This is a genomic window from Nitrosophilus sp. (assembly GCF_982775275.1).
In genome coordinates this window covers 1-15,559 of sequence record NZ_CEXZHP010000019.1, presented here as the reverse complement: position 1 = coordinate 15,559, position 15,559 = coordinate 1, and the positions used below count along the sequence as shown (strand labels likewise).

The window sequence follows — 15,559 nt, the reverse complement described above, 5'->3', positions numbered from 1 at the left end:
AAGATCATCCTAAATAATCTCTCCCCCGTTTTAAGGGCTGAAATTATACTAAATAAAACTGAAATTGTCAAGGGTAATTTGAAGTTTTTTAACAAAAAATTCAAATTGGAAGATTATTATACATAAAGGGGTCTTAAAATTAAATTAACCGCTAATTGAACTTATATAAGCATAGCCAGTTTCTTTTGCAATAGTTATGGTAAAACTACCGTATGGAGTATTAAAAGTTATATTACAATCGTTTGTTAAAAAATTATATATATTGTTATAAGTATCATTATAAGGTCTACCCAATTCATCAAAAGCAATATATTGATTTACACATCCGCCATTAAAATTGATGCTATTAATTCCATATTTTAAGCCTATTAATACCTCTTTACTTTCATCCTCTTGTGGTTGACAAGTTCCATCATTATATAAATATTTCCCATCGGAAGGATTTATTGCACTTTCATCTTTGCCAGGAGCAGCAGATGCACCACCATGATTTAAATCCCTATATATTACATAATATTTTTCATTTGTTGCATCTGCACAATCTCTAAAAGCTATTCTCCATCTTTCTTTAAAAAAATCCTGATCATTTGGATCAAATCTATCATCCATCATTGCAAGATGTTGAGTATATCTAATGTGCGAAAGTATTTGATCTGCAGCCTCTTGAAGTTTATCTGTATCCAATCTAGGTATGGCAATAGCAGAAAGAATGCCAATAACGACAATTACTATAATTGTCTCATAAATAGTAAATGCTTTTTTCACATAATTTCCTTTGTGGAAAATCGGCTTTATGCCGATTATACCACAAAATTATTTAATCTCTTCAGCCTTTTTAACATCATATAATATATCATCAAACGGATGTCTATACATAGGCATAGCAAGTCTTTTTTCATCCAATACATGTCCAATAAAACCAATAGTTCTTCCTAGGATAAAGAAAGAGTTTAAAACTCCTGATTCAATAAAAGTATCAATCTCTTTTTCACTATATCCTAATGCTCTCCACATATCAACCATTAATATACCGATTGTTCCGTCAACATTTAAAATTAGATTTTCTTTTTTAGAAGTTGTAAGTTTTTCAACTTCTAATGCGTATTGCAATAATGATGTTTGAGGGAAGTTTTCGTTTGCAAAATTTTTAAGGCCTTCAACTCTTTTATCTGGATTTCTAACAGATTTAATTCTATGTCCAATACCAGGTATTGGAATACCTTGTTTTTTCATATATCCTATAAATTCTTGAGGAGTCATATTATTATCATATGCGTATTTAAAATATTTTGCTGCACCATCAATAGCTCCCCCAAATCTTGGACCTATAGTTAGTAATCCAGTTACTAAACTCTCAACTACACTTTTTCCAGCTCTTGCTGTAACTTTTGCATTGTGAGCTCCACTAACAGCTGGACCATGATCAGCTACAGTTTTAATAACTGTCTCGATGAAATCAACAGCCCATCTTGGATAAACTTTTTTAAACCAAAGAAGACTAATTACATCTCCTATTGTTTTACCAGTATCTGGAGTTGCAACAGAGCTTATAGGATATCCAGCATAAGTAGCCTCTTCTCCTCTATCATCACTAATTGTACATATGAAATTTTTAGGTTTTCTTATTTTTCCAGCTTTTAAAGCTTTAGCATAATCTTCAGGAATTTGAGGAACTTCTGGTTCTTCAATATCTGTTATAATACCTTCACCTTTTAATTGCTCATATACACCTTTTATCACGTGAGGAAGATCGTTAAAGCTATCAGGAACATGAATACCAGCTTCCTTCATAGCGGCATTTTTAGCTATTGCTGTCTCTTCCTCAACATTTGCGCTTGCTCCTGCGTGTCCAAATTGAACACCGCTGCTAAAATATTGAGCAATTGTTCCTATACACCAAGCAATAATTGGTTTTTTAATCTTTCCGCTTTTTACAGCTTCAATAACTTTATACTCTTCTCTTCCGCCAACTTCGCCAAGTAAAACCATATATTTTACTTGCGGATTCTCTTCCATTCTTAATAGATGATCGATAAATACAGAACCAACAAATCTATCTCCACCTATTGCAACACCTTCTGCTATACCATCTGCATTTAGAGCGATAATATTTGAAAGTTCGTTAAAAAGACCACCACTTCTAGTAACTAAACCGCAGCTTCCTGGTCTATGAAGTTTTGATTTAACTATATTTTCTATAGTTCCGCCAATATTTGCTATCTTAAATGCCCCAGGAGTAATCGCTCCTACAGTAGCCGGTCCAATTATTAATACATTTTTCTCTCTTGCGGTTTTATTCATAATTCTTGCAAGTCTTTCTGGGATACCTTCAGCTGTAACCATTATTGTTTTAAATTGATTAAGTTTTAGCGCATCCATTGTTACATCATAAGCTGTTCTAAAAGATGCAAAATTTAAAAGAACGTCAGCATTTGGATGTGCCGCCGCAGCTTCTGCAGTACTTCTATAAAGAGGAATCATAATCTCTTCGGTTCCGAAGAAAAATTTATCAAATTTATTTGATGAAGTTGGAGCTACGATTGCTGCAACAGATGGTTTTTCTCTTTTAATAATATAATCATAATCAAGCATTCTTTGGATTGCATTTCTATTGTTGTTCCAAAATATCGCCTGCGTATCTTTTGTAAATAATGCTCCCATATTTTTCTCCCTTAATTTATTGTGCTTTTTCTTCTAATGCCATTCTTACTATATCTGTCATATGTGTTTCAGGACCATATACATGTATTTCTAAGCCAAGTCTTTGTGCTGCCTCTTTGATTTTTCTTAATCCTTCTTCATAGTTTGGTCCACCGCGTCTTACATATATTTTAACATTATGCTCTTTTAATTTATCTGCATATTTTTCCATTGCTTGAATTATCCCAGTAAATGTTTTTGCAACATCTGTAAAGTTTGCTATAGCACCACCTATTATTAATATTTTTCCTCTAGGATCAGGATATCTTGTCATTAAATCAAATATAGTCTCAGCATAAAATCTAGTTTCATCAGTTGTAGGTCCACCAGAGTATTCTCCATAATTTGCCAAATCCTCAACACCGGCCAAATCAGCTATAGTATCTGCATAAACAACCGATGCTCCACCGCCTGCAACCATAGTCCAAATTCTTCCTTTTGGATTTAAAATCGTAAGTTTTAAAGAAGCACCGCTTTTTGCATCTGCCTCAGCAATTGCCTCTTCTTCAGGAGATTTTTCTTCCATACCAAATGGAGTTGGAAACTCAATATCACCCCAAACATCTTTCATTAAAAATCCAGCTGTATCATCAAGTCTTGCAACTAAATCAAGTAAATATGCATTTTCGCCTTGCAATACTATAGGATTTATCTCTAGATATGCAAAATATAAATCTCTAAAAAATTTATAAAACGCTTTTGCAAAATTTCCAAATTGCTCTTTTCTATCCTCTGCTATGTCTGAAGGAATATTTTTTTCAACCAATTTATCAATATCTTCGTTTGTTGCGTCTATTGGTATTTTAACCTCAACTACTTTGTCCCAATTCTCTTCAACTTCCATTCCACCTTCGGCACTCATATAAAGCACATCATACTCTTCATCTAAAGTAGTTGCAGCGATATAATACTCTTCATCTTGAGTATGAGGTGTAAAAGGTTCAACTATAAAATGTGTCAAATATCCTTTTTGTCCAGAAAGTAGTGTTACTTCTTTGCTTCTTTTTTCATCAATCCAGTTAGCGGCATCTGCTAAAGTAACATCACCTGGCTTATTTATTTTAAATAGAACTAAATTATTTTTTCCTCTTTTACCAAATAGCATATCCGGTTTTGCCACAAGTGGCTTATTTTTTAACCATTCATATCCAGGCTCTTGGGCTTTTTTTAAAAGCTCTTCCCCGCTTGTAACTAAAACAGATTCAAAGGGGTATTTTAAAGGTGCAAAATATTTGTCCCAATTTTTAGCAAAAAGTTTTTTGCCATCATATTCACGTATCGCTCTTTGAGCCATTATATCTCCTTTTATTTAGTGCTAAATCCAAGTTAAGTATTAAGTTTGAGAAAAATTTTGCGCTTAATACTTAACTCTTATCACTATTTTTGTGCAATTGTAACATTCTACAAAACATAAATATATAAAAACATCAAATTATAAAAATAATCTCTACTTTTTGTTAATTTTTGAAACATAATAATCTTTTAATATTATATCTTTGTATCGAATCGAAACTTTTATAGAGTTTGGATCAATTTTTTTCTTGGTTAAAAGATATTTCGAGTTGTTGCAAATACCATAAAATTTTAATTGATATAATAGTTTTTTATCATCGGTTTTAACGCAGTTTATTCCTAATTTTTTTAAATTTTGCGCCAATATTTTAGATATATGATATTTGTATGCAAAATGTTTTTTAGGATTTTTTATAAAAAGGTATAAAGGCTTATTAAAAACTAAAACCAAATCGTTAAATATAAGCGTAATTAAAACAAATAAAAAAAGTATTTTATGCTTTTTCCTATATACTGGTATTCTAACTCTATAACTTGATAAAAAAACCTTTATCATTAAAACTATGCCAATCAAAACAAAAGGAGCAAAATCTTCAATATATATTTTTTGTCTAAAAGACAGTAACAAGGAAAAGACAAAAGATACAAAAGATATAAACCAGATTATATTTTTTTCCTCTTTTATTAAAATTCTATAAAGGGTATAAAAAAAATAGATAAAAACAAAAGGGGAAAAAATAGCAGAATAGATGCCAAAAATATCTAAAAAATAGTTTTTTGGTTTGCCACTTACATCAAATCCGTAAATATACATAGAGAGTGTAAAAAATAATAAAGAAACAATTATGGTTAAATTATCTTTTTTATAAAGGGAATAGAAAAAAAGAGATAGAAAAAATATGGCAAAAGAGTTATCAATAAATAGCATAATAGGAAATAAAATATAAGCGATTTTTTTTAATTTTATATAAAAATATAAAAATAAAAGGGTAAAAAAGATAATAATCGGAGCTTCGCTTATTATCAAAGAAGAGCTTATAAACCCAGGAAGCAACGAAAAAATTATAGCACTTAGTAGTACATCGCTCTCTTTTTTTAATATTTTTTTTGAAATATCATATAAAAGTAAAATATTGGCGATATTTGAAAGAATAAAAAATATTCTTAAACCTATTTCGTTTTTTCCAAATATCGATGTTGTAAAATTAATAATATAATGTATTAATGATCTATCTTCATAAAAAATTACCGCTTCTCGCGGAGAGATATAGATATCTTTTGATATAAAAATCAAAAAAATAAAATAGATAAATAGATACAAAAAGAGAATATGTTTATTCTTCATACTCACAATTTTAAAAAATTATTTATTATCTCATGACCATATTGACTCATAATAGATTCAGGATGAAACTGAACACCATATATTGGTTTGTCTTTTATCTCTAAAGCCATTATCTCATCATCATCTTTACTATAAGCTGTAGGAATCACAACTGAAGGGAGACTCTCTTTATCTACCACCAATGAGTGATATCTAGTTGCAACAAACTCTTTTGGTATTCCTTCAAAAATTTTACTCTCTTTAACAATCTTTATAATCGAAGTTTTTCCATGCATCATATTTTTAGCCTCTATTATATTGGCTCCAAAGGCTTCAGCAATCGCTTGATGTCCCAAACATATACCAAAAATTGGAAGCTTGTCTTGAAAATATTTTATTACATCCAAACTTACTCCAGCCTCCTTAGGAGTTGCTGGTCCAGGGGAGATTATAATTTTTTGCGGATTTAATTTTTCTATCTCTTTTACTCCCATCTCATCGTTTCTTATAACTTTTAAGTCAGCGCCTAACTCTAAGCAGTATTGAACGATATTATAAGTAAAGCTGTCATAATTATCTATCATTAAAATCATTTTTTCATATCCTTAGTCCAAAAAAAATCTATCCACTCATCCGCAAATTTAACAAAAAAATCTGGTTTAAATTTTGCGCTTTTTTTATAAAAAATAGAAGCGACTTTTATATCTATTTTTGGATATCTCTTTTTTATGCTTTTAATTACTTCAGTTATAGTTTCTCCGCTATCAATTATATCATCAACGATTAAAATTTTTTCATAATTTTGCAAATTCGGAATATTAAACACCTCTATTTTTTCCAATTTTTTCGTATACTCATATCCAATTGAATTTATGGTAAAAACCTCTCTTTTATCAAAATACTCTCCTAACATATGAGCTATGGTCATTCCGCCTCTTGCAATAGCAACTATTGCATCAAAATCATAATCTATATCTTGAGCAAGTTTTTTTAAATCTTTTAGAAATTCTTCATAAGGATAATATCTTTTTCTCATTACCAAACTTTTAACTGATTATAAAGGCTATCTCTCTCAACCGGTATAAAGCCGCTATCTTTAATAAGATGAACAAATTCATCAACAGCTAGTCCGTATCTACTGTTTGCTCCAGCGGCACTTTGGATAGATTCATACTCGATTGTTCCATCCAAATCATCGGCTCCAAACTCTTGAGCCACTAATGCTAAATTTAGCGTTGAAGTGGCCCAATAAGCTTTTATATGAGGAATATTATCAAGTATTAGTCTTGAAATGGCTATAGTTTTTAAATACTCCTGACCAGTTACAAAATCTTTCACATTTAAATAGTTGTTCTCTTTTTGATAGATTAACGGGATAAAAGCGTTAAAGCCGTTAGTTTCATCTTGCAAATCTCTTAATCTAATCATATGATCGATTCTATGAGATCTATCTTCGATATGGCCAAAAAGCATCGTTGCGTTACTTTTCCTTCCTCTTTCATGCCAAAGTTTATGGATTTTTAGCCAATCTTTAGAACTAACCTTTCCTTTACATAAATAATCCCTAATCTCCTCATCAAATATCTCCGCTCCGCCACCTGGCATGCTATCTACACCGTTTTGTATCATAAGATCTATTATCTTTTCATAACTTAACCCATACTCTTTTGCCAAAAAATTTACCTCAGCCGCGGTTAAAGCTTTAATATGAATTTGAGGGAAATTTTCTTTAATTTTTTTGAAAATGCCAAGATACCACTCTAGTCCTACCTTATCGTTATGAGCAGATACTATATGAACCTCTTTTATACCTTTTTTATAAGACTCTTTTACGATATTTAATATCTCCTCATGACTCATTGTATATGGATTTGGGTTTTTTCGATTTGCACTAAAGGCGCAAAATTTGCATATATCTTTACAAATATTTGTGGGATTTATATGTCTATTTATATTAAAAAAACTTTTTTTCCCATATAATTTATATCTTTTATCAAACGCAAACTTTCCTAACGTAAAAATATCCAAATCATATAGTTTTAAACCTTCTTCAAAATCCAATCTTTCACCATTTTCAAGTTTTTCAACAATCTCTCGCACAAATCGCTCCAAATTATCTTTTACGCAATTATACAAAAAAGAGTATAATTTTAAAACAACAAAAATTAAATTTTCAAAATTATAAAGGGCAAACAGATATGCAATTAAAAGAGAAAATTGAAGAACTTTTAAATGAGAATGCAACGGAATTCGAGATATCAAAAGCTATAAGGGAGTATATAAAAAACTATTTTAAAACTTTAGATAAAATTTTTGAAAAATCCCAAGGAAAAGATTTTTTAGTAAAACATACAAGATATATAGACTCTATAATTATCTCGATATATAAAGTCGCTATTAGAAAAATGTTTGGTTTGTATATTCCTATGAGCAACTCCATACCCATTGCTTTAGTAGCTCTTGGAAGCTACGGAAGAGAGCAGATGGCTCCATATTCAGATATTGATCTAATGATAGTTTATGAAGATATCGAAGGATATAACGTTAAAGCCTTAATCGAAAAAATTTTATATATTATATGGGACACTAAACTAAAACTTGGGCACAGAGTCCATAGGTTGGATGAACTTTTAAAAGTCTCAAATGAAGATGATACTATTAAAACCGCACTAATTGAATCAAGATTTATATGCGGTTCTAAATATTTATGGTTCAAAATAGAAAATGAACTTAATAAAATTAGACAAAAAAACCAAAAAGAGTATATTTTCAAAAAAATAGACGAGGCTAAAAAAAGAAGAGAAAAATATCCAATATCTATGGAGCCTAACATAAAAGAGGGGGTTGGGGGCTTAAGAGATGCCAATTTGCTCTTTTGGATAGCAAATGTTTTATATTCTATAAATTCTTTAAAAGATTTAAGCCAAAAATTATTTAGCGACGAAGAGTATAAAGAGTTTAGAATAGCTCTGGAGTGGTTATTTAAAATAAGAGCGGCTCTACATCTTGTAGCCAAAAAAAAGGAGGATTCTCTTTTACTCCAATATATTCCAGATGTTGCCAAAAAATTGTCAATAAAGAGCAAATCGGATAAAAAAGCACAACAAATCGTTGTATCAAGGACCCTTCAAGCTCTCCATACGATAGATGGTTTTACCCAAATTTTTACAAAAAAGCTTATAAGAAGATTTTTAATAGATCTAAAAAATATTGGATATTTAAAAGAAAAAAGAGTATGTAAAAACCTTTATTTATGCGACGAAAAAGTTTATTCAACTTTTCATAGCAAAGAGATTGCGTTGAAAAATTTTTTAATAAATATAGATTTTATGGAGTTTAAAGATTATGATCCAAGCTTTATCCATTATGCAAAAAATGTAAAATACTCTAAAAATCTTGATAAAAAAAGCAAAATTTTAATAAAAAAACTTTTTTTCAAAAAAAATCTATATCCGATATTAAAGCTTCTTCATAAAAGCAATCTTTTACCCATCATTATTCCTCCACTAAAAAAAATAATGTTTTTACCTCAGTTTGACGGGTATCATCAATATCCTGTAGATATTCACTCTTTATATAGCATAAAAAATCTTGAGAATATTCAAGATAGCTTTATTAAAAATCTTTATAACAACCTTCCAAAAGGACACAAAGCTATACTAAAATTGGCCACGCTGCTTCATGATAGCGGAAAAGGCAGAATTCAAGACCACAGCGAAGTTGGTGCAAAATTGATCAAAATTTTTGCTCAAAAGCTTGGATTTAACCAAGAATTGATCGATATAGGATCAACTTTAATTAGATATCATACCTCAATGAGCAACACCGCATATAGAGAGGATATTCATAGTGAAAAAACGCTTTTTGGTTTTACGGCAAAATTAAAATCTCCTATCGTTTTAGATATGCTTTATATCTTAACTTACGCGGATATTAACGCCGTTGGAAAGGATATCTATACATCATACAACGCAAGACTTTTAAAAGAGCTTTATCTTTTGGCAAAAGAGACTTTCGGTAAAAAAGAGATTTTAGAAGAGAGCGCAAAAAGAATAAAAAAAGAAGAGGCTTTAAAAAAGAGCCAAAAATTTAAAAATCTTCCAAAAAATTTACAAAAAAAGATCTTATCTATTGAATCAAATCTATTTTTTATAAAACATAAAATTGACGAAATATTAAACATATCGATAAAAGCCGATAAAACTAAAAATTATTTGTATGAGATAAAAAACGAGGATTTTTTAACTATTGAGATCATAAGAAAAGTTCCTTTAAATCTTGGCTATCTCCTTGGAAAATTGAGTTTTTTGGATGTTGCTTCGATGGAGGTGTTTAAACTTTTTAACAAAGTAAAATATTTTAAAATAGAATTTTTAGAAAAGATTGATGATGAAAATATAAGCTATATCGAAAAAATTATAAAAGACTCTTTTGATATGGACAAAAAGATTAAATTAAAAAAGCCGCAAATTTTAAAAAACGAGATAAAAATCGACTGCGAACATTCAAAAACCTATGCATCATTGCATTTGAACGTAAAAAATCAAAAAGGTCTATTAGCGTTTATTGCTGCTCTTTTTGATAAATTTGGCATCGATATCGCAACGGCTAAAGTGCATACTATTAAAAATAGGGCAAGAGACCTTTTTTTAATAGAAAAAAATGGAAACTTTTGCAATAATAAAGAAAAAATCATTGAAATTTTAACAAAAGGCGAAAGTTAATGTGTGGAATTGTGGGATATATAGGTAATAAAGAGATAAAAAATATTTTAATTGAAGGATTAAAAGAGCTAGAATATAGAGGATATGATAGTGCCGGAATAGCAATAATTCAAAACGAATCTATGCACGTTTTTAAAGCCGTTGGAAAAATAAAAAATCTAGAAGAAAAAGCAAAAGATTTTAAAACCAAAAATTTCGCAATAGGTATAGGTCACACAAGATGGGCAACTCATGGAAAGCCAACGGAACTAAACGCCCATCCCCATTTGGGAGAGTTTAGTTATGTGGTGCATAATGGTATTATAGAAAATTATAAAGAATTAAAAAATACTCTAGAAGAAAAGGGATACAAATTTATTAGTCAAACCGACACCGAAACGATTGTGCATCTGTTTGAAGATTTTTATAAAACCACAAAAGATCCTTTTTTGGCTTTTAAAAAGACAGTTTTAAATCTAAAAGGAGCTTATGCGATATTATTGATAACAAAAGCTGCGCCTGATACTATATTTTTCGCAAAAAACGGATCCCCTCTAATTGTTGGTAGAAATCCTCAAGGAGAAATATTTTTTGCTTCAAGCGATGCTCCGCTTATAGGCCACGCAACGGAAGTTTCATATCTTGATGATTTAACTTACGGATATGCTAAAAAAGATGAAATTAAAGCTTATAAAGATAATAAAGAAATAAAACTCGATTTTACTCCTTTGAGTGCAAATAAAGAGTTAGCGCAAAAAGGTGGATTTAGATTTTTTATGGAAAAAGAGATATATGAGCAGTCTCGAGTAGTTAGCGAAACGATAATGGGGAGAGTAAAACCGCAAAAAATTGAGTTTGAAGAGATAGACGAAAATTTTTTTGAAGATATCCAAAATATTAAAATTTGCGCATGCGGAACAAGCTATCATGCCGGTTTGAGTAGCAGCTATCTTTTTGAAAGAGTTTCAAAAATCCCAACTACCGTAGAGATTGCTAGCGAATTTAGATATAAAGATCCTTTATTAAATAAAAATACCCTTTTTATAGTTATAAGCCAAAGCGGTGAAACGGCCGATACTTTAGAGGCTTTAAAAATAGCAAAAAAAGCCAAACTAAAAACGTTGGCAATTTGTAACGTAGATAACTCTTCTATCGTTAGGCTTGCCGATAAAACGATCTTAACAAGAGCTGGGATAGAAAAAGGGGTAGCAAGCACAAAAGCTTTTGCAACACAGATGATGGTTTTATGGATGTTGAGTCTATATATGGCTCAGATTAGAAAAACCGTATCACTCGAATTTTTATCAAAAGAGATAGATACCATTTTACAAGTTCCAAAAGTTTTAATAGTAAATAGCGCTCTTCATGAAAAAATAAAAAGATTATCAAAAAGATATCTTCACGGGCACGGATTTTTCTTTATAGGCAGAGACATTTTTTATCCTTTGGCACTGGAAGGAGCGCTAAAATTAAAAGAGATAAGCTATCTCCACGCAGAAGGATATCCAGCGGGTGAGATGAAACATGGACCAATAGCGTTAGCCGATCCTGAACTTTTTACGATCGCTTTAATGCCCAAAAATCTCCTTTATGAAAAAATAAAAAGCAATGTTGAAGAATTAAGCGCAAGAGACTCTACGATACTCGCAATTAGTCCAAAAGATTTTGAGATTGCAGATGACTTTATAAAAATAAAAGAGTATAATCATTATATGTTAGAATACTTTGAGATGATGCTCATTGTTCAGCTTTTGGCTATGGAGATAGCAATAAGGCTCGGAAATGACGTAGATATGCCAAGAAATTTGGCAAAAAGCGTAACAGTTGAATAGTGGAGAGAAAATGGAAAAAATTGTTAAAAATCTTTTAGATAAGCTTATTGATCTTTTGGAAAAAGAGAATTTCCTTTTAATAAAAACTATAAATGATATAAAATATTCTCAAGATCTCATCAAGATCCTTGAGGAGAAACAAAAAACGCTTTTTGAAATTTCAAGATTAAATGAAAAAGATCTTCTCCCGTTTAAAGAGGATCTTGAAAAAATAAAAAATCTAACTGACAAAAATTTAAAATTGGCACAAAATAATCTTGAATTTATTGAAGAGGTGTTTGAGGCGATATTTGAAGAAGAATCGCCAAAACAGTATACAAAATCCGGTGAAATACAAACAAAAAAAGAGGGACTTTTCAATAAAAAAATATAAATTTTAGCCGATAATATAAAAAAAAGGATTGGTATGTCTTTATTTTACTCTTTAAACCTTAGTTCTCAAGCTCTGCTAACATTTAAAAGAGGAATAGATATAACAAATAAAAATATGACGAATGTCTATACCGATGGCTATAGTAGGGTTAATCCTGTCTTTGAAAACCTTCATAGTGGAGGAGTATATTTAAATAGAGCTCAAAGAATTTTTGATACTTCGCTATTTAATAGAGTTATAAATACCAATCAATTAGTAGTATCAGATGAGACATACAAAGATATTTTAGAAGAGATAGAGTTTAATTTTAACGATATTCAAGGCAGCGGCTTTTCAGATGCATTGGATAGATTTTTTGCCTCTATGAATGATATTATCACAAATCCAGATGACCTATCCGCTAGAGAAAGCTTTTTATACGAAACAAAAAATTTAATAGGAAGAATTAGAACTTCATACAATAATTTAACGGATCTAAAAGAAAAATCCAATTTAACATTAAGAGACGATATAAAAAAAATAAATGAGTTAACTTCAAAATTAGCAAAAATTAATGCCGGAATTAGAGGTTTTTTCAATGACGAAGAGAGAGTTAACACATATAAAGATGAAAGAGATAGAACCTTAAAAGAGTTAAGCTCTCTTATCGATATAAAAGCTACTTTTCAAAATGATGGGACCGTAAATATTTCAACTTCAAAAGGATTTGATCTTGTTTTATTTGATAAATCTCACGATTTATCTTTTGAAACAGATTCCGATGCAAACCCTGTTATAAAATGGGAAGGAATAAATATAACAAATGAATTAAAAAATGGCAAAGTTGGTGGAATTATAAAAGGAGTTAAATCTATAAATAGTCAAATAGATAGATTAAATAGATTTACAGAAGAGTTTGCGACTAATATAAACGATATCCATGATAATGGATACGATCTTTATGGAAACCCTGGGGGTAATCTATTTAGTTTCACACCTAGTAACGCCGCTTCTGATATCGATCTATCTTTTTTAGATCCAAAAATGGTTGCAGCTGCAGCAAACAACAGCGATTTGGCTGCAGATAACGAAAATATAAAATCTTTGTTAAATATAAAGGATAAAAAAATATCAACACTTGACAATTTAACTTTCAATGAATATTATAATAATAATATTATAGCGCCCGTGGCTTTTGAGCTTTCTCATATAAAAGATTCTTTAAAAGATAATAGATTTTTATATGAGGCTGTTGAACAAAAGTATCAGGAAAAAAGTTCAGTAAATTTAGACGAAGAGCTGATAAATTTAACACAGCTACAAAGATCCTATGAAGCCGCGGCTAGAATAATAAATGTTACCGATGAATTATTACAGACGGTTTTAGGAATTGTAGACTAAAAAAATTTTAATTTCTACCGATAATGAGCGTAGAAAAACTTAAAGAGGTTTAAGAAAATGAGAATACCTGAAATATCTCTTTTTAATACATTCACAAAATATGATAGATTAAGACAGAAAGAGATAGAAAGATATACAAAAGAATTGGCATCAGGCAAGAAGATATTGCAACCATCTGATAATGCCGTTGACATAAATAGATCTTTAAGATTAAAATCACTAAAAAGCGATATTCAAAGCTATATGAAAAATATGAATATCGTTCAAAGTACTCAAAGAGTAGCGGAAAGCTCTTTGGAAAATATTGTTGAAACAGCCCAAGAAGCAAGAGTAGAGATTGTTAGACTTTTAAATACCGGCGTAATTGACGCAGAAGATGCCCAGATCGTTGATGAATATCTTCAATCATTAAAAGAGTACATAATAGGACAAGCAAATATCAAAATAGGAGATAGTGCCATTTTTGGAGGAGTACATACCCAAGAAAATCCATTCAATAGTGATGGCACATATAATGGATCTGAAAAAACAACAAAAGTCCCTATCGCAAAAGGTGTAGAGTTAGATATCAACTATAACGGGAAAGAGTATCTTGGCGTGGATGATAATGATAATAAAATAATAATCGTTAAAGTTTTAGACAAAATACATGAAATTATACAATCTGGTGATTTAAGTAGACTTCATGATAATACAGGTAGCGAATTTAATGCTACATTTGATGGAAAAAACGCAAATAATATTTTAGATGCTTTTGATTTAGGCATGAATGCTATTATGCAGCATAGATCATTGATAGGTTCTCAAGAAAAAACGCTTGAGAGTTTAAGAGAACAGCATCAAACATTGGAGGTCAATTTTAACGAACTCGTGTCTAAATTGGAAGATGCAGATTATACATCGGCTATTACCAATCTTGAAAAGGCAAAAACCGCTTACGAAGCTACTATGGCCTCATTTGCACAAAATAAAGATCTATCTTTACTTAAATATTTTAAATAAACTTTTTTAAATTTTCTTTATCGCCGATAAGTCTTAAAATCTTTTCTTTTTTATCGGCGATCTTTTTTTCTATCTCTAATAATGCTTTATTGAGATATATTTTATCTTCATTTTTTAAACTATTCAAATCAATGGAATTTAATCTTTTCTCCAACAAAGAGAGCATTTCAAAATCATCTTTTTCCAAAGATAAAAAAATTTTGTCTATTATATTTTTTAACTCTTCGATTCTATTCCCTCCCAACCATCTTTTAAATTTTCTAAAATTTCTATAACATCATCAATTAACTGTTTATCGTTTTTAGCATGAATCGTAACTAATGATCTATCTATAAAATCATAAAGCATATGAAGATTTTTCGCAATATCTCCACCCTTTTCAAAATCCAAAGCAGAGTCCAAAGCATTTATAATATCGGTTACTTTTGATATATGTTCGATTTTTGATTTTAAATCATTATTGTCTATGTCTTCTTTTATCTGTTTAAGAGTGATTATTGCTTTATCATATAATAAAATAACCTGTTTTAATGGAGAGGCGGTTTCTACACTATTTTTCATATATGCGTCTAACGGATTAGCCATTTATAAAACCTTTATTGCTGATTTTCTTGATTATTTTTTGGAAGAAGTGCGGTTAGTCTGTTTCTAATATCATTCATTTGTGCTAAAAACCTATCAAGATAAACAAACTGTTTTTTTAGATTTTCAATCTCAGACTCAACTCTTTTTGCAGTGGTTTCAATCCTTTTTTCGATGCTATTAATCTGTCTATCATAACTTTTTTCTTTCGTTCTTACAGGTCCCTCAATATCCAATACAAATTCCATATATGTTTTTAGCCCCGTATCCAACTCTTCAACTTTTGACTTTAATTCGTCTCTATTGCTATTTAACATATTATCAAGCTCAGAGCTTTTTAAACTTATATGTCCGGTAGTATGATCAACTT

15 protein-coding genes are annotated in these 15,559 nt (G+C 30.2%); 5 read left to right on the top strand and 10 right to left on the bottom strand.

The window, feature by feature from the left end; genetic code table 11:
- Positions 1-144: 144 nt before the first annotated feature.
- From AC30RD_RS02070 to mqnE, 7 genes are all read right to left on the bottom strand, one after another.
- Positions 145-765 carry a prepilin-type N-terminal cleavage/methylation domain-containing protein gene (locus tag AC30RD_RS02070; RefSeq protein ID WP_489492507.1) on the bottom strand — a complete coding sequence of 207 codons (621 nt, stop codon included), beginning with the start codon at positions 763-765 and terminating at the stop codon, positions 145-147.
- A gap of 48 nt (positions 766-813) precedes the next feature.
- Positions 814-2,661 (bottom strand): citrate/2-methylcitrate synthase, encoded by a 1,848-nt coding sequence (locus AC30RD_RS02065; protein ID WP_489492506.1) that lies wholly within the window; start codon positions 2,659-2,661, stop codon positions 814-816.
- Positions 2,662-2,677: 16 nt separating this feature from the next.
- A complete protein-coding gene (locus AC30RD_RS02060) occupies positions 2,678-3,994 on the bottom strand; it encodes an ATP citrate lyase citrate-binding domain-containing protein (RefSeq protein ID WP_489492505.1) in 1,317 nt (438 codons plus the stop codon).
- A 153-nt stretch (positions 3,995-4,147) separates the two neighbouring features.
- The gene (locus tag AC30RD_RS02055; protein ID WP_489492504.1) at positions 4,148-5,338 is read right to left on the bottom strand and encodes an ArnT family glycosyltransferase; all 1,191 of its coding nucleotides are present in this window, start codon (positions 5,336-5,338) and stop codon (positions 4,148-4,150) included.
- A gap of 2 nt (positions 5,339-5,340) precedes the next feature.
- Positions 5,341-5,910, bottom strand: a complete 570-nt coding sequence (locus AC30RD_RS02050) for an anthranilate synthase component II (RefSeq protein ID WP_489492503.1) — start codon at positions 5,908-5,910, stop codon at positions 5,341-5,343.
- On the bottom strand, positions 5,907-6,353 hold the full coding sequence (locus tag AC30RD_RS02045) for a phosphoribosyltransferase (RefSeq protein WP_489492502.1): 447 nt from the start codon (positions 6,351-6,353) through the stop codon (positions 5,907-5,909). The genes AC30RD_RS02050 and AC30RD_RS02045 overlap by 4 nt, the downstream gene beginning before the upstream one ends.
- The gene (gene mqnE / locus AC30RD_RS02040) at positions 6,353-7,417 is read right to left on the bottom strand and encodes an aminofutalosine synthase MqnE (RefSeq protein ID WP_489492501.1); all 1,065 of its coding nucleotides are present in this window, start codon (positions 7,415-7,417) and stop codon (positions 6,353-6,355) included. The genes AC30RD_RS02045 and mqnE overlap by 1 nt, the downstream gene beginning before the upstream one ends.
- Positions 7,418-7,515: 98 nt before the next feature.
- On the opposite strand from mqnE, the gene AC30RD_RS02035 reads away from it, so the two are divergent.
- Genes AC30RD_RS02035 through AC30RD_RS02015 form a run of 5 tightly spaced genes read left to right on the top strand, consistent with a single transcriptional unit; the run spans position 7,516 to position 14,607 of the window.
- Positions 7,516-10,041: a [protein-PII] uridylyltransferase family protein gene (locus AC30RD_RS02035; protein WP_489492499.1), complete on the top strand. Its 2,526-nt coding sequence runs from the start codon at positions 7,516-7,518 to the stop codon at positions 10,039-10,041.
- The gene (gene glmS / locus AC30RD_RS02030) at positions 10,041-11,852 is read left to right on the top strand and encodes a glutamine--fructose-6-phosphate transaminase (isomerizing) (RefSeq protein WP_489492498.1); all 1,812 of its coding nucleotides are present in this window, start codon (positions 10,041-10,043) and stop codon (positions 11,850-11,852) included. The genes AC30RD_RS02035 and glmS overlap by 1 nt, the downstream gene beginning before the upstream one ends.
- A 10-nt stretch (positions 11,853-11,862) precedes the next feature.
- Positions 11,863-12,225, top strand: coding sequence for a hypothetical protein (locus AC30RD_RS02025; RefSeq protein ID WP_489492496.1), 363 nt, complete (start codon positions 11,863-11,865; stop codon positions 12,223-12,225).
- A gap of 33 nt (positions 12,226-12,258) precedes the next feature.
- On the top strand, positions 12,259-13,605 hold the full coding sequence (gene flgK, locus AC30RD_RS02020) for a flagellar hook-associated protein FlgK (RefSeq protein ID WP_489492495.1): 1,347 nt from the start codon (positions 12,259-12,261) through the stop codon (positions 13,603-13,605).
- A 57-nt stretch (positions 13,606-13,662) separates the two neighbouring features.
- Complete coding sequence (locus tag AC30RD_RS02015) at positions 13,663-14,607, top strand: flagellin N-terminal helical domain-containing protein (RefSeq protein ID WP_489492494.1); 945 nt, start codon at positions 13,663-13,665, stop codon at positions 14,605-14,607.
- On the opposite strand, the gene AC30RD_RS02010 is transcribed toward AC30RD_RS02015, so the two are convergent.
- The 3 genes from AC30RD_RS02010 to fliD form a co-directional block, all read right to left on the bottom strand.
- Positions 14,600-14,851, bottom strand: coding sequence for a hypothetical protein (locus AC30RD_RS02010; RefSeq protein WP_489492493.1), 252 nt, complete (start codon positions 14,849-14,851; stop codon positions 14,600-14,602). The genes AC30RD_RS02015 and AC30RD_RS02010 overlap by 8 nt on opposite strands.
- Positions 14,824-15,192: a flagellar export chaperone FliS gene (fliS, locus tag AC30RD_RS02005; protein WP_489492492.1), complete on the bottom strand. Its 369-nt coding sequence runs from the start codon at positions 15,190-15,192 to the stop codon at positions 14,824-14,826. The genes AC30RD_RS02010 and fliS overlap by 28 nt, the downstream gene beginning before the upstream one ends.
- An 11-nt stretch (positions 15,193-15,203) precedes the next feature.
- Positions 15,204-15,559: flagellar filament capping protein FliD (gene fliD, locus AC30RD_RS02000; protein WP_489492491.1), on the bottom strand; the 356-nt coding region annotated here is incomplete at its 5' end.